Raw genomic sequence first — 20,861 nt, forward strand, 5'->3', positions numbered from 1 at the left:
CCAGGGATGCGGCCCGATCTTCTGATCAATCGAAAGAGACGGTCAGGTCAGCGGAACAGCGACAGGATGGTCTGCGAGTTGCCGTTGGCGATCGACAGAGCCTGGATGCCGAGCTGCTGCTGGACCTGGATGGCCTGCAGGCGGGTCGATTCCTTGTTCATGTCGGCGTCGACGAGCTGGCCGACACCGCGATCGATGGAGTCCATCAGGCTCGAGGTGAAGGTCTTCTGCAGTTCGATGCGGTTCTTGGCGGCGCCGAGGTTGGTGGCGGCCGTGTTCATGTCCTTGAGAGCCGCTTCGACGACGCCGAGCATGTCGCCGATCTGGGTGTCGCTCGCCGCCGTGGCACCGCTGACGAGGGCCATGGTGGCGACGCTGTAGGTGTCGCCAGCAGCCGAGGCGACGCCGAGGGTCGGTGCCTGGATGTCGGCATCGGCGACACGCACGCCATCGCTGGTGCGCTGGGCGTCGAGCAGGCCGGCATGGGCATTGTCGGCGGCGCCGGCAGCGTCATAGAGCTTGAGGGCGTTGACGTCGACGTCGATGGTCGAGATCGAGGCCGTGCCGGCTGCGCTGCGGTTGAAGGCCGAGACGATCTTGACCGGTGCGGCGGTGCCGACCGTTGCCGCGGCCGAGGAATCGACCGAGAGCATGTTGGTGCCGGAGAAGGTGGCGCCGTCGGCATAGGCCTTCAGCTGCTTCTGCAGCGCCTTGACCTCGGTGTCGATCTTGGCCTTGTCGGCAGCCGAAGCGCCGGTGGCGGCGACGAGCTTGACCTTGATCTCGTTGAGGGTCTCGATCGACTTGTTCATGCCGGTATAGGCGGTGTCGACCTTCGACGCGCCGAGACCGAGCGAATCCTGGACCGTCGACAGAGCCTTGTTGTCGGAACGCATGGTGGTTGCGATCGACCAGTAGGCGGCATTGTCGGAGGCTTCGGCGACGCGAAGCCCCGTGGCGATGCGCCCTTGGGTGGTGTTGAGCGCCTTGTTCGTGGCGGCGAGGGTCTGGAGCGCCGTCATTGCCGACGCGTTGGTATTGATACTGGACATGGGAAATAACGCCCCTAGGAAATGCAAAATACAGGGACATACCGGGTTGGCCGGTATGGCGGAGCGGCATCATGCCCATGATCGAAACGATCACCCGCCATGCCGGGTAACCTGTCGGAGACTCGCTACCAAAGCTCTAAGCGGCATGGTTAACCCCCGGCCGGGGTGCCGCTTTGGCCGGATTCGCCACAAAATAGGCTGTGCAAAAGCAAATCGGGCCGCATCTTGCGATGCGGCCCGATCCGAGATGTCTGTTGCCTGGAACGGTTCGGTGTTAGCCGCGGAACAGCGACAGGATCGACTGCGAGTTGCCGTTGGCGATCGACAGGGCCTGGATACCGAGCTGCTGCTGGACCTGGATGGCCTGCAGGCGGGTCGATTCCTTGTTCATGTCGGCGTCGACGAGCTGACCAACGCCGCGATCGATGGAGTCCATCAGGCTCGAGGTGAAGGCCTTCTGCAACTCGATGCGGTTCTTGGCGGCGCCGAGATTGGTGGCAGCCGTGTTCATGTCCTTGAGCGCGCTTTCGACAACGCTGAGCATCTGGCCGATCTGCGCGTCGTTGGCGTAGTCGGTGCCGTCGGTCAGCTGCATTGACGCCACCGTGAAGGTGTCGGTCTGGCTGAAGGTGCCGAGCACCACGGCATCAACCGCAGCAACCTCGGAGACAGCGCCTGCAACGCTGACAACGCGGTTGGAGTCGAGGATGCCCTTGTTGACGCCGGCAGCGGTGCCGGCTTCGTAAAGCTTGATGTTCTCGACGGTGACGTCGATGGTCGAGATCGCAGCCGTGCCGGTCGCATCGCGGGTGAAGGCCGAGACGACCTTGATGTCGGCCGCAGTGGTGGCGGTGGCGCCGCTGTTGACCGAAAGCATGTTGGCGCCGGAGAAGGTCGCGCCGTCGGCATAGGCCTTCAGCTGCTTCTGCAGCGCCTTGACCTCGGTGTCGATCTTGGCCTTGTCGGCAGCCGAAGCGCCGGTGGCGGCAACGAGCTTGACCTTGATTTCGTTGAGGGTGTCGATGGTCTTGTTCATGCCGGTGTAGGCGGTGTCGACCTTCGAAGCGCCGAGACCGAGGGAATCCTGGACCGTGGACAGCGCCTTGTTGTCCGAACGCATGGTGGTGGCGATCGACCAATAGGCGGCATTGTCGGAAGCTTCGGCGACGCGGAGGCCGGTGGCGATGCGGCCCTGGGTGGTGTTGAGCGCCTTGTTGGTGGCGGCGAGGGTCTGCAGCGCGGTCATTGCCGACGCATTGGTGTTGATGCTGGACATGGGAATAACGCCCCTAGGAAAATGCAAAATACAGGGACATACCGGATCGGCCGGTATGGCGGAGAGGCATCATGCCCATGACCGCTTCAAGCAAGTCATCCGCCATGCAGCAGATGTAGCTTAGGCGTGGCTACCAAATTGCTAACAATTGTAGTTAATTTTAATTAACTTATTGTAATTGCTTACTTTTGGTCCGCAAAAACAATCGGGCCGCATCTTGCGATGCGGCCCGATCCTAGACGTTTGTTGCCTGAGCGGTTCGGCGTTAGCCGCGGAACAGCGACAGGATCGACTGCGAGTTGCCGTTGGCGATCGACAGAGCCTGGATGCCGAGCTGCTGCTGGACCTGGATGGCCTGCAGGCGGGTCGATTCCTTGTTCATGTCGGCGTCGACGAGCTGGCCGACACCGCGATCGATGGAGTCCATCAGGCTCGAGGTGAAGGCCTTCTGCAGTTCGATGCGGTTCTTGGCGGCGCCGAGGTTGGTGGCAGCCGTGTTCATGTCCTTGAGCGCGCTTTCGACGACGCCGAGCATGGCGCCGATCTGCGTGTCGCTGGCAAACAGCGTACCGTTGGTCAGCTGCATGGTGGCGACCGTGTAGGTGTCGGCGGCAACGGCAGCGGCACCAAGCGTCGGAGCGGCTGCAGCACCTTCAACGCCAGCGGCGGTGCGGTTGGAGTCGAGAATACCCTTGCCGGTGGTGGCGACGCCTGCGCCGGCTTCGTAGAGCTTGATGCCCTCAACGTTGATGTCGATGGTCGAGATCGAAGCCGTGCCGGACGCATCGCGGGTGAAGGCCGAGACGACCTTGACGTCGGCAGCCACGGCGGCGCCGCTGCTGACCGAAAGCATGTTGGCGCCGGAGAAGGTCGCGCCGTCGGCATAGGCCTTCAGCTGCTTCTGCAGGGCCTTGATTTCGGTGTCGATCTTGGCCTTGTCGGCGTCCGAGGCGCCGCTGGCGGCAACGATCTTGACCTTGATCTCGTTGAGGGTGTCGATGGCCTTGTTCATGCCGGTGTAGGCGGTGTCGACCTTCGAAGCGCCGAGACCGAGCGAATCCTGGACCGTCGAGAGTGCCTTGTTGTCCGAACGCATGGTGGTGGCGATCGACCAGTAAGCGGCATTGTCGGAAGCTTCAGCGACGCGGAGACCCGTGGCGATGCGGCCCTGGGTGGTGTTGAGCGCCTTGTTGGTGGCTGCGAGGGTCTGCAGCGCCGTCATTGCCGACGCATTGGTGTTGATGCTGGACATGGGAAATACGCCCCTAAAATATGCGCAAGGTACAGGGACATACCGGATCGGCCGGTATGGCGGAGAGGCATCATGCCAATGACCGCTTCAAGGAGGGTCATCCACCATGCCGGGCAATCTGGCCGATACTTACTACCAAACGTCTAAATGTTATGGTTAATGCGCGTTAACCCGCTAAAATTGTTGATATTTGCGCGGAAACGAAAACGCCCGCTGCGAAGGCGGGCGTTGTCTCCTGACGGTTCCGGCGAGGGCAGAGCGCGTCCTTCAGACGCGCGGTGGTCTACGTAAACGATCTGACCAGACTGCCGACGAGCAGGTTCCAGCCGTCGATCAGGACGAAGAACAATATCTTGAACGGCAGCGAGACCACGGTTGGCGGCAGCATCATCATGCCCATGGCCATGGTGATGGTTGCGACGATCAGGTCGATGACGAGGAAGGGCAGCACGATCAGGAAGCCGATCTCGAAGCCGCGCCGGATCTCGGAGATCATGAAGGCCGGAACCAGGATGCGCAGGTCGACCTTGTCTTCCGATACCGTCTGGCCGCGCTCGCGGGCGAGGTCGGCGAACAGGTTGAAGTCCTTGTCGCGGACGTTGTGCATCATGAAGGTGCGGAACGGATCGGAGATGCGGTCGACGGCTTCGGTCTGGGTGATCTGGTTGTCCATCAGCGGCTTGACGCCGTTGTTCCAGGCCTGGTCGAATGTCGGCGACATGACGTAGAAGGTCATGAACAGCGACAGCGAAATCAGGATCAGGTTGGCCGGCGTCGACTGCAGGCCGATGCCGGTGCGCAGGATCGAGAAGGCGATGACGAAGCGGGTGAAGCTCGTGACCATGATCAGCAAGCCCGGCGCCACCGAAAGCACGGTGAGCAGGCCGAACATCTGGATGATGTAGCCGATGGTGGCGCCGTCGGCATTGCCGATGGCGCCGAGGTCGAGCTGCTGCGCGCTCGCGGGCAGGGCGGTGCCGGCAAGGATGGCTGCGGTGGCCAGGAGTTTTTTCATTCGAACAGCAACGTTCTGATCAGCACTTCCTTGACGTGGCCGTCGCTGCGGATCGCGGCGCGTTCGTCGAGGTCGGTCTTGAGGTGGCGCAAGGCGCTGGCGCCCTGGACCTGATGGATCCGGAGCGTGCGCACGAAGGCGAGCAGGTCCTGGTGGACGCGCTCGGCGAGGTCCGGCGGTTGCGGTGCGTCGAGCACCAGGGAAAGCTCGAGGCGCACCCACATGCTGTCGGGGGCGGCGAGGTTGGAGGTGATGGCGGGCAGTTGCACCAGGGTGCCTGCGCCTTCGGTCGCGCCGTTGTCGGTGCTGCCCTCTTTCGCGGCGTGGGGCTTGGCTTGTTCGGCTGCGGCCTGCTCGACCGGCTTGGCTTCGCCGTAGAGATAGCCGCCGGAGAGCCAGCCCATGCCGATGGCCGCAGCGGTCATCAGCAGCAGGATGCCGACCTGGACGACGAGCGAGGGGCCGGATTTCTGGGCGGGGGTCTGTTCGATCGCTGACATGACCTGACCTAGAAGGGGAGGACCTGGTCGAGGAACTGCTGGCCATAAGGTGGCTGCTGGACCTCGGTGATACGGCCGCGGCCGCCATAGGAGATGCGGGCCTCGGCGATGCGCTCATAGGGAATGGTGTTTTCCGGGCCGATGTCGGACGGGCGCACGATGCCGGCAATGGTCAGCACGCGCAGCTCGGCGTTGACGCGGACTTCCTGCGAGCCACGGATCATCATGTTGCCGTTGGGCAGAACCTCGGTGACCACCGCGGCGACAAGCAGGTTGAGCTTTTCCGAGCGCGTGGTGGCGCCGTCGCCGGAGAAGACCGACTTGGAGCCGGCGCTGCCGTCGGCCGAGCCGCCCGTGCCGACACCATCCCATTCCATGTCGAGGCCTGCCCCGATGGTCCTGTTGGTGGTGCGGTTGCGCTCGGACTCGTTCTGGAAGCGGGCCCGGTCGTCGATCTCGATCTTGACGGTCAGGATGTCGCCGGGTTGAAGCGCGCGCGGATCGGTGAACATGCGGCTCTGCTTGTCCTGCCACAGCGAGAAACGCTTGGGCGGTGCCGAGGGCGCCTCGGGATAGCGGTACATCGTCGAGCTGCCATCCTCGATGCCGGAACCGACGGCCGACATCTTCGGCTCCTTGCCGATTTCCTTGAGGTCGGTGGCGCAGCCGGCGAGGCTGGCGAGCATGGCCGCGAGGAGGGCTTTTCTGATCATGAGGGGTCTTCCCGGCGGGCGGCGCTCGCCATGATGCGGGTCAGCTCGGCGGCCGACTTGCTTTCCATTTCGTTGAGGATGACGCTCGACTTGCGGGCGTCGAGCTTCATCAGGATGGCGGCGGCGAGATCGACATGCATGACGGCCAGGCGCTCGGCCGCGGCATCGGGCTTCATGCGCGAATAGATCTGGACGACGCCTTCCTCGGCGCGGGCGAGGAAGACCTCGCGGCGCTTGAGCCAGGTTTCGTATTCGGTCTTGCGCTCTTCGAGCAGGGCGATGCGCTTGTCGACCTCGGCCTGAAGCTTCTTCAACTCCTCGGCCTGGAGGGCATAGCGGCGGTCACGGGCGGCGTCGGCGATGTTGGAGCAGAAACGCTCGACCTCGCTCGGCTCGAGCGCGGCGGTCATCTCGCCGGCGGGTTGCTCGGTGGGGATTTCGCGCTCGACGACGCGGGTGGGCACGCCCTGGACGGGAGCAGCAGCGGCTTCGCCCGTGGCTTCCTCAGCAAGGGCGGAAGCACTGCCGAACAGCGCGATGGCAAGCACTGCCGCTGCAAGTGCGCGGCTGCTGGTTGTCCTGGAGTGTCGGATCAAGGCCATGGCTTACTGCACCACCAGGTCAGCCTGGAGCGCGCCGGCCGACTTGATGCCCTGGAGGATTGCGATGATGCCGTCCGGCTTGACGCCGAGGCGGTTGAGGCCGGCGACCAGCGTCTGCAGGTCGGGGCCTTCGAGCATCGCCAGCTTGGAGCCGGGACGCTCGGCGTCGATGACGGTGAAATCCTCGACGGCGGTCTCGCCGCGCGAGAACGGCTCGGGCTGGACGACGCGCGGCTGCTCGGTGATGCGGACGGTCAGAGTGCCGTGGCTGATGGCGACGCGCGCGATCTTGACCTCGTTGCCGATGACGATGGTGCCGGTACGCTCATCGACGACGACGCGGGCAGGCGTGTCGGACATGACCAGCAGGTTTTCCAACTCGGCATAAAAGCGCGCCGTCGAAATGCCCTCCGGCTTGCGGATGGTGACGGTGCGCGAATCCTGCTCGCCGGCGACACGCTTGCCGAAGCGATGGCGGGCGTAGTCGTTGATGGCGTCGGCGATGCGCACCGAGGTCGAGAAGTCCGGATTGAAGAGCTGCAGCGTCAGCATGTTCTCGTCGCCGAAGCGAGCCTTGACCTCGCGCTCGACGATGGCGCCGTTGGGTACCCGGCCAGCGGTGGGAATGCCCTGGGTGACCTGCTCGGCCGCACCCTGGGCAGTGAAACCGCCAACGAGCATGGAGCCTTGCGCCACGGCATAGATCTCGCCGTCGGCAGCCTTGAGCGGGGTCATGACCAGTGTGCCGCCGGCGAGCGAGGAGGCATCGCCGAGGGACGAGACGTTGACGTCGATGCGCGCGCCGGCCTGGACGAAGGCGGGCAGGTTGGCGGTGACGATGACGGCGGCGACGTTGCGAACGCGGGCGCGGCCATCCTCGGAGGCGATGCCGAGATTTTCCAGCATGGCGCGGATCGACTGCTCGGTGAACGGCGAATTGCGCAGGCTGTCGCCCGAGCTGTTCAAGCCGATGACGAGGCCGTAGCCGACGAGCTGGTTGTCGCGGGCCTCCTGAAGCGAGGCGACATCCTTGATGCGGACATTGACGAGGTTGGCGCCGGTGCCACTGTTGAGCGTGGTCATTCGTCCGCCGTCGCCGGTCATGGCGAAGTTCTCGCCGAGCTCGGCAACCGCACCACCTCCAGCGGCCGTGGCACCGCGTGCCTTGAGCTGCGATGCGGGGACGCCGTCGGGGCCGTCGGCATGGGCCACCTGCAGACCCAGAACGGCAATTGCCGCGAGCACCAGTCTGCGGATCATGACGCACCCACGCGGATCGAGCCGTCGGCCATGACGACACCAGTGAAGATCTTGCCGCTGTCGAGGTTGCGGACCTTGACGACGTCGCCGGCGGCACCCGGCTCGAGGGTTACGGCAGCGGCGGAGATCATCAGCCCGGCAGCTGCGAACACGACCTGGACAGAAGAGCCACGGTCGACCAGCCAGGCCTCGCGGAGCGCTGCCACCGGAACGTAGCGACCAGGCAGCAGCGTGCGCTTGGCGACCCTGCCGTCGAGCTCGTCGGGGAGGGTGGCGACCGCGTCCGGCCGCACCTTGCCCGGCCTGAGGGTGATTTCCTTGAGCGCGGACAGCACGATCGTCTCGCCGGGATAGATGACGCGGTTGGGAACGAGCACGACCTCCTGCTCGGCAGCCAGTGCTGAGCCGCCAAGCATGGCGAAGGCGAGCACTGCCGCGCGTAGCCGAGGGAGGGCGTTCCGTCGCCGCATGACAATCACCGGATATTCTTGGATACGACGGCAGCCATTTCATCGGCCGCCTGAATGATCTTGGAGTTCATCTCATAGGCGCGCTGCGCCGAGATCAGCTCGGTGATTTCCTTGACCGGATCGACGTTGGAGTTCTCGAGATAACCCTGCTTGATGGTGGCGAAGCCGGGGCTGCCCGGCAGGCCGGTGACTGCGGCACCAGAAGCTTCAGTCTCGGAGAACAAATTGTCGCCCAGTGGCGCGAGCCCTGCCTCGTTGGCGAAGTTGGCCAGATCCAACTGACCCTCGAGCTGCAGCGCCGTCTGGTTGGAGAGGCGGGAGAAGACCTGGCCGGCGTCGTTGACGATGACTTCGAGCGCATCGGGCGGGATGGCGATGCCGCCGCTGACGACATAGCCGTCGACGGTGACGAGCTGGCCGGTGGCATTGGTGTTGAAGGAGCCGGCACGGGTGTAGAGCGTCTGGCCGTCGGCACCCTCGATCTGGAACCAGCCACGGCCGGTGAGCGCGAGGTCGAACTGGTTGCCGGTATTGGTCAGGCCGCCCTGGATGTGGACGTTGCGGACGGCAGCGGTCTTGACGCCGAGGCCGATGCTGACGCCTTCGGGCACGACCGACGAGTTGGCGCGGCTAGGCACCCCCTGCATGCGGTCGACCTGGTAGAGCAGGTCGGAGAATTCGGCGCGGGCGCGCTTGTAGCCGGTGGTGTTGATGTTCGCGATGTTGTTCGCGATCACCTCGAGATTGGTCTGCTGGGCATTCATGCCCGTTGCAGCTATGGCCAGTGCTTTCATCGGGATGTTCCTCAGATGCCCATGCGGCTGACTTCGAGATAGGCCGTGACGATCTTGTCGCGGATGGCGATGGCTGCTTGAAGCGCCTGCTCGGCGCTCATCACCGCGTCGACCACCTCGCGGGTGTCGGCCTTGCCCTGGAGGCCGGCGATGGACAACTGCTCGGCCTGGCGCAGCGTGGCCTGGGTCTGGGCGGCGGCGTCCGAAAGAGCCGCGGCGAAGGACGAGGCGACACCTGCGGCCGCGGTCGAGCCGGCGTCGGGAACGACGCTCGTCGGCTTGGTCAGGATCTGTTGGCCGAGCGGGCTGATGGCACCGATCATGACTGGCTCCTCATAAGATCAATGGTCATGGAAATAAGATCGCGCGCCTGCTTGATGACTTGCAGGTTGGCTTCATAGGAACGGTTGGCCTCGGTCATGTCGGCCATCTCGATGATGACATTGACGTTCGGCATCTTGACGTAGCCATTGGCGTCGGCGGCTTCGTTGCCCGGCTGGAACTCCAGCGGGAAGGCTGACTGGTCGTGGCCGATCGCGGCGATCTCGACGGTCGAGGCGCCGGTCGCGCGGTCGAGCTCGGCGGCGAAGCTGACGGTCTTGCGGCGATAGGGCTCGGCGCCGGGCGTGTTGCCGGTCGATTGCGCGTTGGCGAGGTTTTCCGAGACGATGCGGAGACGTTCGGACTGGGCTCCGAGACCGGAACCGGCGACCTTGAGGGCGGCGACGAGCGGATCCATTCAATCAGCCCTTGCTGCTCAGCATGATCATGCGGTGGAACGCCTTGACGATGGCCGTGTTGAGCTCGAAGGAGCGGCGGACTTCGCCGGCCTTCATCAGTTCGTCTTCCATCGCCACCGTGTTGTCGGAGGGAAGCACCGCGTGCCTGGGCTCTTCCGGCTTCACGGCAAAGCCCGCTTCGGTGGCGCCGCCGGTGAGATGGCCCGCCTGGGTCGACGTCATGGCGACCCGCGAACGGTCAAGCACGCGCTCGAACGGCTCGATCTCGTTGGTCCGATAGCCTGGGGTGTTGGCGTTGGCGACGTTGCCGGCGATGGCGTTCTGGCGCACCGAGAGCCAGCGTGCCTGCTGGGCGGCCAGATCGAACAGATTGACGGGTTCCATGGAAATCTCCGAGCAGATTTCCGGACACTATTGGGTCAGTCTTGCGCGGGCCTTGCGCGGGGGGCCGGCGCATCGGGCCTCAGCGCGAGACCTGGAGAACCTCGTCGCGCGAGGTGACCAGCACCCACTTGCCATTGCGCTGCTCGATCGAGGCGACCTTGCTCGAATCCGGCAGGACCGAGCCGGCCTGGACGACCCAGAGGCCGGCATTGTCCTGGATCATGGCGCGGCCGTTGGCGACGTGGACAAGGGTGAAGTCGATCTTGGGGCCTGGAAACGGCTGTTCGGCAGCGCCGGGAACGCCGACCTCGTCATCCTTGCCACGGCGCAACGAACCGGTGGCGAAGAGGTCGAGCTTCATCGCCGGAATGTCCTCGACCGACATCGGCGCGCCGACGCGCTCGGGCTGCTGACCCATGGCGAGCGGGATCGGCTGCTCGTTCTGGCCGCCGCCTGAAAATTTCATGGCGCGGATGCCGAACTTCTCCTGGTTGAAGAAGATGTACCAGGGAAACAGCGCGCAGGTGAGGCCGAGCGTGATGCCGAGGCAGGCAACGACGAAGTCGCTGCTGCGGTCGCGCTTCTTGCGTTTCGGCGTCATGGGCCTGATCGGGGCCGCCGGGCGCAGGCGCTGGAACAGCGAACGCGGCTTGTCCTTCGCCTCGATGATGTCCAGAAGCTCGCGCGCTGGGTCATTCCGCCTGAACATGGGGTCTTTCCTTGGCTCTCAAATAGCTGGCGAGGTCGGAGAACGGGTCAGGCGACGGCCCGTCGGCGGGCGATTGTGCCAGCGCTTCGTAGATCACCGGAACCTGGCGTACGGCCAGGTCGAGTTCGGGGTCGGCGCCGGCCTGGTAGGCGCCAAGCAGGCGGATGTCGCGCGTATCCTCGAAACGCGAGATCATCGCCTTGAGCTTGCCGACGAGCTGGCGCTGCTCCGGCGTCCAGGCCTTGCCGGCAAGGCGCGAGATGGACGACAGCGGATTGACCGGGGGATAGCGGCCCTGTTCGGCGATCGAGCGGTCGAGCACGATGTGGCCGTCAAGGATGCCGCGGACGGAATCGGCGACCGGATCGTTGTGGTCGTCGCCGTCGACGAGGACGGAGATGATCGCCGTGATGGAGCCCTTGCCCTCCATGCCGGGACCGGCGCGCTCGAGCAGCTTGGGCAGGTCGGTAAAGACCGAGGCCGGATAGCCACGCGCTACCGGCGGCTCGCCCGCGCCGATCGCCACCTCGCGCAGGGCGTGGGCGAAGCGGGTGATCGAATCCAGCACCAGCAGCACGCGGTCGCCGCGGTCGCGGAAATGCTCGGCGACGCGCATCGCCGTATCGGGCGCGCGGCGGCGCATCATGGCGCTCTCGTCGCTGGTGGCAACGACAGCGACGGTCTTGGCCATGGAGGCCACGCCGATTGTGTCTTCGAGGAATTCGCGCACTTCGCGTCCGCGCTCGCCGATCAGGGCGACGACGACCGTGTCGAAGGCGTCGGCGCCGGCGAGCATGGCAAGCAAGGTCGACTTGCCGACGCCGGAGCCGGCGAAGATGCCCATGCGCTGGCCCAAGCAGAGCGGGGTGAAGATGTCGATGACGCGAACGCCGGTCATGAAGCCGGTTTCGACACGCTGGCGGGCGAGCGCTGCCGGCGGCACGGCTTCGGCAGCGTCCTGCCTGGCATTGCGGACCAGAGGCGCGCCGCTGTCGATGGGGCGGCCGAGCGCGTCGATGGCGCGGCCGCGCCAGCTCGGGTGCGGGGTGATTGCGATGGGCCCACGGGTGAAGATGGCGTCGCCGACGCCGACCTCGCCGCTGCTCTCATAGGGGGCGACCAGCACCTCGTCGCGACCAATCTGGACGATCTCGCCGCGGCGGTTGCGGCCTTGGCCACGATGCTCGACGATGTCGCCGAGGCGCGCGCTAGATGACAGGCCGCCGACCTTGTAGTGGGTCGGCGCTATTTCGGTCACCCTGCCACCACGCCTGACCAGCAGACGGTCGTCGGCGAAGCGGTGCATGATGCGCTCCAGCGCCTCCAGCCGGTTGTCGTGCACGAGCGGGGGCTCGGTGCGTATGGCGGTCAGGGAGGTGCTCACTTACTTCGAGCCGAGCGTCTTGATGGCGTCGGAGAACGAGGCGTCGGTCTGGCGTATCAGGGCTGCGGTGTTCTCGAAGGCACGCTGCACCATGATGAGCTTGGTCATCTCCTTGATCGGATTGACGTTGGACTCCTCGACGAAACCCTGGACCATTCCGGCTTCCATGCGGTCGACCACCGGCTCCGGCGTTGTCGGCGGCACGACGCCGGAATTGCCGTAACGGACGAAATTGGCGCCGGGGTTGAATTCGTAGAGGCCGATGGCGCCGATCAGGCGACCGTCCTGGCGCAGCGAGCCGTCGGCGCCGGCCGTAGGCGGTCCGGCACGCGGGTCGAGCTGCATCGGCGCGCCGCCGGCATCGAGCACCGGGTAGCCCTCGACTGAGACCAACTGGCCGTCCTGGGTCATGGTGAAGCGGCCGTCACGGGTCATGACGGTGCCGGCCGGCGTATCGATGCCGAACCAGGCGTCGCCGCGAATGGCAAAATCGAACGGGTTGCCGGTTTCGCGCATGCCGCCATGCTGGGTCGAAAGGTAGGTGTCGCCGGCCGAAGCGAAGGAAACCGATTTCGAGCCAAGGCCGGAGACGACATCCTCGAACTTCACCCCCGTAGCGCGGAAGCCGACGGTCGAGGCATTGGCGACGTTGTCGGCGATGGTGTTGAGGCGCTTTTCCTGCGCGACCTGGGCGGAAAGGGCGACGTATAGACTGTTCTGCATGGTGACCTCAGAACCTCAGTTTCTGCATGGCGAACATCAGGTCGGTCGACACGCCGTAAGCCGGCGGCATGCCGAACAGGATGCCGACTGACGCCTGCACCGGCGACGACGGGTTGTTGATCTCCCAAAGGCTGGTGAAGCGCTTGAGGAATTCGCCGAGCTTCTTGGGGTTGGAGAAGTCCGTGATCTTCAGCTTCTCTTCGAACAGCTTGACCTGGCGGTCGATGTCGGCCGAGGCAAAGGCTTCTGGCAAGCCGAGCGCGGTGCGCACGACCTTGGCCAGAGCGGGGTCGGCGAGCACGTCGTAGAAGCTGCCGATGGAGGATGCCTTGCGTTCGAAATAGAGCGCCAACCGGACGCCTTCGTTGTCCCTGCCCGCGTCCTCTTCCAGCGTCTGGCGCAGGAACTTGTCGGTTGCCGGTTGCTGGGAAGGATTGATGGTTGTGGCATCGGCGCCATGGGCCTCGAAGTTGAAGGCGGTGGCGAAGGCGGCGTAGCGCTTGTCCGCCATCTCGTTGGCGTAGCTTTTGGGATCGCGAACACCGCCGGCCAGGACCTTCTCCATCATCTCCTTGTTGGGGATGGAGGCTTCGATGCCGAAGGATCTCATCGCGAAGGCGTAGAGCCTGGTGTCGGCCATCAGATCCTTGGCCGACGTCACCTTGACGATGTTGTCGAGGTAGTACTTCACTTCCTTCTGGACGGCTTCCGATTTGGGATCGCCGCCGTCCATCCCGACCCGCAGCAGGTATTTGTCGACGGCGCCCTGCTGGGCCTTGTTGAAGACCGTGGCGCGTTCGCCGAGCTCGGCGAAGTTGAAGCTCTTGACGAATTCGGCGTAGCGCTTGTCGGTCAGCTTGTTGGCGAAGCTGTCCTTGTCGGCGACGCCTTCCTTCAGCGCCTTGACCATGAACGCCTTGGCATAGGCCATGTCCTGCAGGCCGTGGGCCTTCATGGCATATTTGAACAGCCGGTCGTTCTTGACGAACTCATCAATGGTTTTCACCTTGGTGATGTTCTTGAGGTAATATTCGGTCTCGCGCTCGATGATGGGCTGCTTTTCCACGCGTTCGAGCGCCTTGCCGATGTCTCTCGCGATCAGCTGGTAGCTTGTATAGGTATTGAGCACGACACGCCCTTCCGCCGCAGGATAGACTGGGAAGGCTACGCCCAAATGCTTGCGCGAGGCTGAATCGTTTTCGCGTCGTCCCTTCAAGCCTCACACAAGGCACAGCCGCTATCTGTGCATGCATAGTGCTTTGAATGCGGAAGGACCGGCTTGTGGGTATTCTGATCGGACTCGTCGTGACGCTGGGCTGCGTGCTTGGTGGCTTCATGGCGATGGGCGGACACCTCAACGTCCTGATGCAGCCGTGGGAACTCGTCATCATCGGCGGTGCGGCGCTCGGAACGTTCCTCGTCGCCAACCCGATGGCCACGGTGAAGGACACCGGCAAGGCGATGGTCGAGGCGCTCAAGCAGCAGGTGCCGAAAGAACAGGACTATCTCGAGACGCTCGGCGTGCTGCACTCGCTGATGCGCGAGCTGCGCACCAAGACGCGTTCCGAGGTTGAAGCGCATATCGACAACCCCGACGAGTCGGCGATCTTCCAGGCATTTCCTTCGGTGCTGAAGAATTACGACCTGACGCATTTCATCTGCGACTACTGCCGCATCATCATCATCGGCAATGCGCGCTCGCATGAGATCGAAGCGCTGATGGACGAGGAAATCCAGACCATCCGCGCCGATAAGCTCAAGTCCTATCACGCGCTGATCGCTGTCGGTGACGGCCTGCCGGCGCTGGGTATCGTTGCTGCGGTGCTCGGCGTCGTGAAAGCGATGGGCGCCCTCGACCAGTCTCCCGAGATCCTCGGCGGCCTGATCGGTGCCGCACTCGTCGGTACCTTCCTCGGCATCTTCCTGTCTTATGCCGTGGTCGCGCCGATCGCCACCAAGATCAAGACGGTGCGCGAGAAAAAGAACCGCCTCTACATCGTCGTGAAGCAGACGCTTCTGGCCTACATGAACGGCTCGCTGCCGCAGGTGGCGATCGAATTCGGCCGCAAGACGATCTCGTCCTACGACCGCCCGTCGATCGACGCGGTGGAGCAGAGCACGCTGAACACGGGCAATCTCGAAAAGAAGGCGGCCTGAGCCAATGCGGGACGCTGACAAAGGGCATCGCCAGTCATGAATACCACCGCAAGCCCGGCGGAACCGCGCGACCTCGTCATCGAGCGCCTGCTGGGCGACACCGGCGAGCCGGCCAAGGTGCATGCCGCCGCCCGACGCCTGGCGGAACGCTCGGCGACCGCGATTGCCGCCGCCGTCAACGAGGTGCTGCCGTCGCCGATCTTCGTCGAAGTCGCCGAGGTCAAGCTCGGCCGCATGGCCGACGCCAAGGCCGGCAAGAACAACCAGGCCATGTGCGTGGCGGCGACCCGCACCTCGCCGGACGGGCTGGTGATGACGTTCGACCCGCAGGCGATCGCGATCCTCGTCAATGTCATGTTCGGCGGCGATCCGGACCGCGAAGTCGCAGCCATCGAGCGCGAGCTGTCGTCGATCGAACTCGGTGTCGTTTCGCTGCTCATCCAGGACGTGGCACGGGCGATGAATGCGCAGGGCGCCAATGGCGGCCTTGGTGTCAAGCTGCCGGTGCCGGAAGCGATTACCAGCACGGTGATGAAGAAGCACGTGTTCCGCGACGGGCCTTCGGCGCGCGTCGTGCTGTCGGTCTCGACGGCGGTGTCTCGCGGGACGCTGACCCTGACGCTGCCGCAACGCGTGCTGGTCGAGGATCGCCGCGACAAGAGCGAGGCGGAGTCCGCGCCGGCCACGGAATGGAGCTCGCGCTTCTCCGACGAGCTGATGCGCTCGACGGTCCGGCTCGAGGCGTCGATGCCGCTCGGACGCATGACCCTTGGCGATCTCTCCGTGCTCGAGTTGGGGCAGGTCATCGAACTCGCCGAAAACACCCAATCCAATGCCGTGATCTCGGCGCGCGGCAAGTCACTGTTTGCGTGCGAATTCGGAAAGCTCGGCCAGAACTACACCGTCCGCATCAGGCGTCCGTTCGATGCCACCGAAGAAACAATTGAAGGGATCGTCGCGGGTTGAGGCGATGCGCTGCCAAGCAGCGCCCGGCACCGTGAACGACAGAACTGGAGAACACCGATGAGCAAGGCGCAGCCCAAGCCCGAGGTCGAAAAGCCCGAAATCGAAGTCGAGGACGACCAGCTCAACCGCGCCATCGAAGAACTGCGCGGCGTGCTGAGCGAGGAAGAGAAGCGCCCAGGCGCCGCTCCCGCCGCCGCCGGCAACAGCGTCATCTTCGACATTCCGGTCGAGGTGCAGATCGTGCTCGGCAGCACGGAGATGCCGGTGTCCGACCTGATGACGCTACAGAAGGGTTCGACCGTGGCGCTCGACCGCCGCATCGGCGAACCGGTCGACGTGGTGGTCAACGGCCGCCGCATCGCGCGCGGCGAGATCACCGTGCTCGAAAGCGACCCGTCGCGCTTCGGCATCCGGCTGACCGAGATCGTCGCGGCAACTAAGAGCGCCTGAGGAGCCCGACCGTGCTTTCCCCTGCTTCGAGAAAGGCCTCCGCATGACATTGCTGGCGACGCTGACGCGGCCGCAGAAGGCGGCGGCCATTCTGGTGGCGATGGGCAAGCCGTCGGCTAGCCGGCTGCTCAAATTCTTCAAGCAGGACGAGCTCAAGGCGCTGATCGAAGGCGCACGGCTGCTGCGCACCATTCCGCAGGCCGACCTCGAACGGATCGTCGCCGAGTTCGAGGCCGAGTTCACCGAGGGTGCGGGCCTGCTCGATTCCGCCGATAAGATGGACACGATCCTCAACGAGTCGCTGTCGCCCGAAGAAATGAGCGCGCTGATGGGCAAGGACGAGCCCGCCGCAAAGAAGGACACGACGCCGCCGGTCTGGCCGCAGCTCGAAAAGCTGGAGCCGGCGCAGATCGGCACCTTCCTTTCCAACGAACATCCGCAGACGGCGGCGATGATCCTCTCCAACCTTGTCCCGACCTATGCGGCAAGCGTGGTGCTGACGCTGGACAAGCCCCTGCGCAGCGAAATCATCAAGCGGATGATGGAACTGGCGAGCGTGCCCCCGGCCGCGACCAAGCTGGTGGAGGACCAGATCCGCAACCGCGTGCTGACCGAAAGCGCCCAGAAGGATACCTCGGCCGGCCAGACGCGCGTCGCCAGCGTGCTCAACGAACTCGACAAGTCGCAGCTCGAGGAAGTGATGAACGACCTGCGCGAGGTCGGCATGGCCGACCTCGATGCCATCCGCGCCCGGCTGTTCTCGTTCGACGATGTTCCTGTCATGTCGCAGAAGGCGCGCGTGGCGCTGTTCGACGGCCTGTCGAGCGAACTGATTACCCTTGCCCTGCGCGGCACGGCGCTGCCGCTTGCCGAAGCAGTGCTTTCGTCGATCGGCGCGCGCACGCGGCGCATGATCGAATCCGAGCTCAGCCAGGGCTCGGAAGGCGTCCAGCCGGCGGAGATCCTGCGCGCCCGCAAGACCATTGCCTCCACCGCTTTGCGCATGGCGAACGAGGGTCTCCTCGAATTGCCGTCGGCGCAGAACGCCGCCTGAATTCGCGCCAGGGTTCCTGAGCGATGGCGGACGGCGAGGACAAAGACTCCAAAACAGAAGAACCGACAGAGAAGAAAATCCGCGACACGATGGAGAAGGGCAAACTGCCCGCCTCCAAGGAAGTGGCGATCTTCACGTCGTTCCTGGCGATCCTCGTCTACACCGTGTTCTTCGCCAGCAATTCGGTGGCCGAACTCGGCGTCTTCCTGTCGAACTTCCTGGAAAAACCGGAAGCTTGGCCGCTCGGCACCGAACGCGATGTCGTCGAGCTCTACCAGGCGGTGGCAGTCGAGGTCGGCCGGGCAATCGCCAGCCTGTTCCTGATGCTGGTGGTGGCCGGCGTCGGGGCGTCGCTGGTGCAGAACGTCCCGCAATTCATTGGCGAACGCGTCCGGCCGCAGGCCTCGCGGATCTCGCTGACCCAGGGTTGGAAGCGCATGTTCGGCGTGCAGGGATTCGTCGAATTCCTGAAATCGCTGGGCAAGCTCGGTTTCGCGATCATCGTGCTGATCTTCGTGCTTTCGGACGACCTGCGCGTGCTGCTGACCGGCATGATCACCAATCCGGTTGCCTATGGCAGCGTCATCCGCAACATCGCCGTCGACATCCTGGTGGCAATCGTCTTCGTCATGGGCGCGATCGCCGTTGCCGACTTCGTCTGGTCGCGTTTCCACTGGTTCCAGGAACAGCGCATGACCAAGCAGGAGGTCAAGGACGAACTGAAGCAGTCGGAAGGCGATCCTATCGTCAAGTCGCGGCTGCGCTCGATCGCCCGCGACCGTGCCCGCCAGCGGATGATGACGGCGGTGCCGAAGGCGACGCTGGTCATCGCCAACCCGACCCACTTCGCCATCGCGCTGCGCTATGTCCGCGACGAGAATGCGGCCCCGGTCGTGCTCGCCAAGGGGCAGGACCTGGTGGCATTGAAGATCCGCGAGATTGCCGAGCAGAACGGCGTCCCGGTGTTCGAGGACGTGGCGCTCGCGCGCTCCATGTACAAGCAAGTTTCGGTGGATAGTGTCATTCCACCTCAGTTCTACCAGGCCGTCGCCGAGTTGGTGCGGATCGTTTACGGAAACAGGGCCCAGCGCAATCAGCCATGAAAAACCAGACGCATGCTTTGTCCCGCGAAGTCCTTGTCGCAACAGCTATCCAGCCGGTGGTGCGCGAATTGCGCCTCATCGACATTGCCGACTACATCGCCTTCATCCGGATGGAGCATTTCGGCAACGTGGCCGATCTCGTCGACTCCGCGGCGGAGCTTTATTTCATGCCGGGCGCATTGCGGCTCGGACTTGGCGGCGAGGCGCATGTCAGCTGGACCGGCGCGCCGCGCATCGTGCTCGACCTCGAACTCAGGCCGGAAGGGGCGGTGGTCTATTTCCAGCTGTCGATGACGGCCAACAACGCCTCGGTCGAGGTGCACTACGTGTCGTTCGAAAAGCCCGACCTGGAGCCCGAGAAGAACACCGAATATCTCGCCGCCGCCATCCAGCACGCGATGATCCGGGGAACGGAACCGCGGGCCGAGGCGGCCTAGGGTTCAGGTGCTGCCTGACCTGGTTCTCGATACAGCCTAGTCGATCAAGCCCATGCGCAGGGCCTTGGCGACCGCATGCATGCGGTTGACCGCATTGAGCTTCTGCGTCGTCTGGGTGAGGTACTGGTTGGCGGTGTGGACCGACAGCTTGAGCAGCTTGGCTATCTCTTCGCTGGTGTAGCCGCGCGAGGTGAGCTTCAGGCATTCGATCTCGCGGCGCGACATTGCCGGCATGTCGGACGAGCGGCCGGGAGCGAGGCTGGCAACCGCGCCGAACAGCGCAAAGCAGCGGCCGTGGAGGTCGTGCAGCGAATGCGGGCTGGGTGCCAGATCGGGACCGGCGAAGATCAGAAGTCCCGCCTGACCGGCGTCGGTATAGACGGGGAAGGCGATGCCGCGGCCGCTCTGCGCCAGGGGCTCGATCCGGCTCGTCCAGACGAGCTGCGAAAAGGCAGCCTCGGCGCCGGCATCGTCGGCCCACCAGCAGGGCGCCGTCGACTGCCTGATGTGGCGCATCAGATGTTCGCGTATGCCGCCGCCGAGCAGTCGGGCCGCGGACATGCTGCTGGGATAGTCGGAATCGAAGACAGGCGTCAGCCGGCTGCTGTCGGCGGACGAGCCGGCAAGGCAGAGCGCGAAGTCGCGCGCGCCGAGATCGATCGCTATCCATCGGCAACGCTTGGCAGCGTCGGCAAGGGTGACGGCATGCTGGCTGGGTGGACGACCAGCGGCCGAAACGTCCTGCCTGAGGTCGAGTGCGCGGCCAGGCTGCCTTGACTGGGCGTAGCTCAAATGATGCCGCTCCTGATCGCGGTCGCAATCGCCATGGCGCGATTTGAGGCCGACAGTTTCTGGATCGCATGCGTGATGTAGCTGTTGACCGTGTTCGATGAGACGCCAAGGATCAGCGCGACTTCATCGGTGGTCTTGCCCTCGGACACCCAGAACAGGCACTCGCGCTCGCGGTCGGAGAGCGGGTCCCGCATCGTCGCTGCGGCCAGGATGGCCGGTGCCTGGGACAGCGCATAGCAGCATTCGAGCTGGGTGCGCGGCATCGCGGCGGGATCGATGCGGCCGGCCTCGGCGGCGGAGAACAGCACGAACAGGCGCTGGCGGCCGACATGCAGCCTGAGGGCGAAAATCTCGGCATGGCCGAGGACGTCGAGCAGGCGGGCTTCCTCTCCGCCCAGGACGGCGGGAGCCTGCGCGGCAATCAGGCTCTGCGGGCGGACGCCCGGGGCGCTGGCGAAGGGGCTCTGGGCAAGCCCGGCGATCAGGGCGTGGCCGGCGATCTGGATGGCGTCGTAGATCCAGTTCGAGGCGATGATCTGGAGATTGTCGCGGTCCTGGTCCTGGGGAATCGCGACGAGCATGTAGCCGTCGGCACCGATCTCGTCGGTCATATTCATGAAAAAGGCCGTGAGATCGCTGCGCGATGCGAGCCTTGCTGCGACGGTCGTCTGTTCGTTGCGGGCTGCGAGGGCGGTCATGCGGTACTTGGCCAGAATCCATTTGAGGCCGGAAAAGGCTGGTGCCTGAACCGGGTCGAAAAACACTTCACTTGGGCGAAAAAACGCGACGCGGACACCTGAGGTACCCATCGGCCGAATCCGTGCTGGTCGCGCGAAGCCTGACGCGCTCTCCACCGGGAAAGTTCCCGGCATTTCAGAGAGTTGGTGGTTCGCCGCGCCCCCCGAGGACCGGCTGATTCGGGTTCAATCTAACCCCTCGCGAATCGCTCCGCAAACAGAATTGACAAAAAGTTAATTCAGAGTCCTCCAACAGACTCAGCGCGGTTCCGAAGGCCCGTCAAACGCTGG

Annotated in this window: 25 protein-coding genes; 6 read left to right on the plus strand and 19 right to left on the minus strand. The window is 64.5% G+C overall.

Going from position 1 to position 20,861, the window contains the following annotated elements:
• Positions 1–47: 47 nt before the first annotated feature.
• From CO731_RS11030 to CO731_RS11110, 17 genes are all read right to left on the minus strand, one after another.
• The gene (locus CO731_RS11030) at positions 48–1,052 is read right to left on the minus strand and encodes a flagellin (RefSeq protein ID WP_108607138.1); all 1,005 of its coding nucleotides are present in this window, start codon (positions 1,050–1,052) and stop codon (positions 48–50) included.
• 274 nt (positions 1,053–1,326) lie between these two features.
• A complete protein-coding gene (locus CO731_RS11035; RefSeq protein ID WP_108607139.1) occupies positions 1,327–2,328 on the minus strand; it encodes a flagellin in 1,002 nt (333 codons plus the stop codon).
• Positions 2,329–2,593: 265 nt separating this feature from the next.
• Complete coding sequence (locus CO731_RS11040) at positions 2,594–3,580, minus strand: flagellin (protein WP_108607140.1); 987 nt, start codon at positions 3,578–3,580, stop codon at positions 2,594–2,596.
• A 283-nt stretch (positions 3,581–3,863) separates the two neighbouring features.
• Positions 3,864–4,595 (minus strand): flagellar type III secretion system pore protein FliP, encoded by a 732-nt coding sequence (gene fliP / locus CO731_RS11045; protein ID WP_108607141.1) that lies wholly within the window; start codon positions 4,593–4,595, stop codon positions 3,864–3,866.
• Entirely contained in the window at positions 4,592–5,095 is a 504-nt protein-coding gene (locus CO731_RS11050) for a flagellar basal body-associated FliL family protein (RefSeq protein ID WP_108607142.1), read from the minus strand. The genes fliP and CO731_RS11050 overlap by 4 nt, the downstream gene beginning before the upstream one ends.
• 8 nt (positions 5,096–5,103) lie before the next feature.
• Positions 5,104–5,808 carry a flagellar basal body L-ring protein FlgH gene (flgH, locus tag CO731_RS11055; protein ID WP_108607143.1) on the minus strand — a complete coding sequence of 235 codons (705 nt, stop codon included), beginning with the start codon at positions 5,806–5,808 and terminating at the stop codon, positions 5,104–5,106.
• Positions 5,805–6,410 carry a MotE family protein gene (locus CO731_RS11060; RefSeq protein WP_108607144.1) on the minus strand — a complete coding sequence of 202 codons (606 nt, stop codon included), beginning with the start codon at positions 6,408–6,410 and terminating at the stop codon, positions 5,805–5,807. Before CO731_RS11060 ends, flgH begins: the two co-directional genes overlap by 4 nt.
• A gap of 3 nt (positions 6,411–6,413) precedes the next feature.
• On the minus strand, positions 6,414–7,670 hold the full coding sequence (locus CO731_RS11065) for a flagellar basal body P-ring protein FlgI (RefSeq protein WP_108607145.1): 1,257 nt from the start codon (positions 7,668–7,670) through the stop codon (positions 6,414–6,416).
• Positions 7,667–8,086, minus strand: coding sequence for a flagellar basal body P-ring formation chaperone FlgA (gene flgA / locus CO731_RS11070; RefSeq protein ID WP_245439819.1), 420 nt, complete (start codon positions 8,084–8,086; stop codon positions 7,667–7,669). Before flgA ends, CO731_RS11065 begins: the two co-directional genes overlap by 4 nt.
• 59 nt (positions 8,087–8,145) lie before the next feature.
• Positions 8,146–8,934 carry a flagellar basal-body rod protein FlgG gene (gene flgG, locus CO731_RS11075; protein WP_108607146.1) on the minus strand — a complete coding sequence of 263 codons (789 nt, stop codon included), beginning with the start codon at positions 8,932–8,934 and terminating at the stop codon, positions 8,146–8,148.
• 11 nt (positions 8,935–8,945) lie between these two features.
• Complete coding sequence (locus CO731_RS11080) at positions 8,946–9,257, minus strand: flagellar hook-basal body complex protein FliE (protein WP_108607147.1); 312 nt, start codon at positions 9,255–9,257, stop codon at positions 8,946–8,948.
• The gene (gene flgC / locus CO731_RS11085) at positions 9,254–9,673 is read right to left on the minus strand and encodes a flagellar basal body rod protein FlgC (RefSeq protein ID WP_055980239.1); all 420 of its coding nucleotides are present in this window, start codon (positions 9,671–9,673) and stop codon (positions 9,254–9,256) included. Before flgC ends, CO731_RS11080 begins: the two co-directional genes overlap by 4 nt.
• A 4-nt stretch (positions 9,674–9,677) precedes the next feature.
• Positions 9,678–10,058, minus strand: a complete 381-nt coding sequence (gene flgB, locus CO731_RS11090) for a flagellar basal body rod protein FlgB (RefSeq protein ID WP_108607148.1) — start codon at positions 10,056–10,058, stop codon at positions 9,678–9,680.
• Positions 10,059–10,137: 79 nt separating this feature from the next.
• Positions 10,138–10,767 carry a hypothetical protein gene (locus tag CO731_RS11095; RefSeq protein ID WP_108607149.1) on the minus strand — a complete coding sequence of 210 codons (630 nt, stop codon included), beginning with the start codon at positions 10,765–10,767 and terminating at the stop codon, positions 10,138–10,140.
• A complete protein-coding gene (gene fliI, locus CO731_RS11100) occupies positions 10,751–12,073 on the minus strand; it encodes a flagellar protein export ATPase FliI (protein WP_245439821.1) in 1,323 nt (440 codons plus the stop codon). The genes CO731_RS11095 and fliI overlap by 17 nt, the downstream gene beginning before the upstream one ends.
• A 78-nt stretch (positions 12,074–12,151) precedes the next feature.
• Positions 12,152–12,874 carry a flagellar basal-body rod protein FlgF gene (gene flgF, locus CO731_RS11105; protein WP_108607151.1) on the minus strand — a complete coding sequence of 241 codons (723 nt, stop codon included), beginning with the start codon at positions 12,872–12,874 and terminating at the stop codon, positions 12,152–12,154.
• Between the two features lie 7 nt (positions 12,875–12,881).
• Positions 12,882–14,003: a DUF1217 domain-containing protein gene (locus tag CO731_RS11110; RefSeq protein WP_108609764.1), complete on the minus strand. Its 1,122-nt coding sequence runs from the start codon at positions 14,001–14,003 to the stop codon at positions 12,882–12,884.
• A gap of 152 nt (positions 14,004–14,155) precedes the next feature.
• On the opposite strand from CO731_RS11110, the gene motA reads away from it, so the two are divergent.
• Genes motA through CO731_RS11140 form a run of 6 tightly spaced genes read left to right on the plus strand, consistent with a single transcriptional unit; the run spans position 14,156 to position 19,041 of the window.
• Complete coding sequence (motA, locus tag CO731_RS11115) at positions 14,156–15,031, plus strand: flagellar motor stator protein MotA (protein WP_108609765.1); 876 nt, start codon at positions 14,156–14,158, stop codon at positions 15,029–15,031.
• A gap of 36 nt (positions 15,032–15,067) precedes the next feature.
• Positions 15,068–15,997 carry a FliM/FliN family flagellar motor switch protein gene (locus CO731_RS11120; RefSeq protein ID WP_108607152.1) on the plus strand — a complete coding sequence of 310 codons (930 nt, stop codon included), beginning with the start codon at positions 15,068–15,070 and terminating at the stop codon, positions 15,995–15,997.
• A 57-nt stretch (positions 15,998–16,054) separates the two neighbouring features.
• Entirely contained in the window at positions 16,055–16,447 is a 393-nt protein-coding gene (gene fliN / locus CO731_RS11125; protein ID WP_108607153.1) for a flagellar motor switch protein FliN, read from the plus strand.
• Positions 16,448–16,490: 43 nt separating this feature from the next.
• Positions 16,491–17,501 carry a flagellar motor switch protein FliG gene (locus tag CO731_RS11130; protein WP_108607154.1) on the plus strand — a complete coding sequence of 337 codons (1,011 nt, stop codon included), beginning with the start codon at positions 16,491–16,493 and terminating at the stop codon, positions 17,499–17,501.
• A 23-nt stretch (positions 17,502–17,524) separates the two neighbouring features.
• A complete protein-coding gene (gene flhB / locus CO731_RS11135; RefSeq protein WP_108607155.1) occupies positions 17,525–18,604 on the plus strand; it encodes a flagellar biosynthesis protein FlhB in 1,080 nt (359 codons plus the stop codon).
• A complete protein-coding gene (locus CO731_RS11140; protein WP_108607156.1) occupies positions 18,601–19,041 on the plus strand; it encodes a hypothetical protein in 441 nt (146 codons plus the stop codon). Before flhB ends, CO731_RS11140 begins: the two co-directional genes overlap by 4 nt.
• A 36-nt stretch (positions 19,042–19,077) precedes the next feature.
• Here CO731_RS11140 and CO731_RS11145 read toward each other — a convergent pair whose 3' ends face one another.
• Both CO731_RS11145 and CO731_RS11150 read right to left on the minus strand, forming a co-directional pair.
• Complete coding sequence (locus CO731_RS11145) at positions 19,078–19,833, minus strand: LuxR C-terminal-related transcriptional regulator (protein WP_108607157.1); 756 nt, start codon at positions 19,831–19,833, stop codon at positions 19,078–19,080.
• A complete protein-coding gene (locus CO731_RS11150) occupies positions 19,830–20,642 on the minus strand; it encodes a helix-turn-helix transcriptional regulator (RefSeq protein ID WP_245439727.1) in 813 nt (270 codons plus the stop codon). The genes CO731_RS11145 and CO731_RS11150 overlap by 4 nt, the downstream gene beginning before the upstream one ends.
• Positions 20,643–20,861 lie beyond the last annotated feature (219 nt).

The sequence above is a fragment of the Aminobacter sp. MSH1 genome, assembly GCF_003071665.1.
In the GTDB taxonomy this organism is placed as follows: Bacteria; Pseudomonadota; Alphaproteobacteria; order Rhizobiales; family Rhizobiaceae; genus Aminobacter; species Aminobacter niigataensis.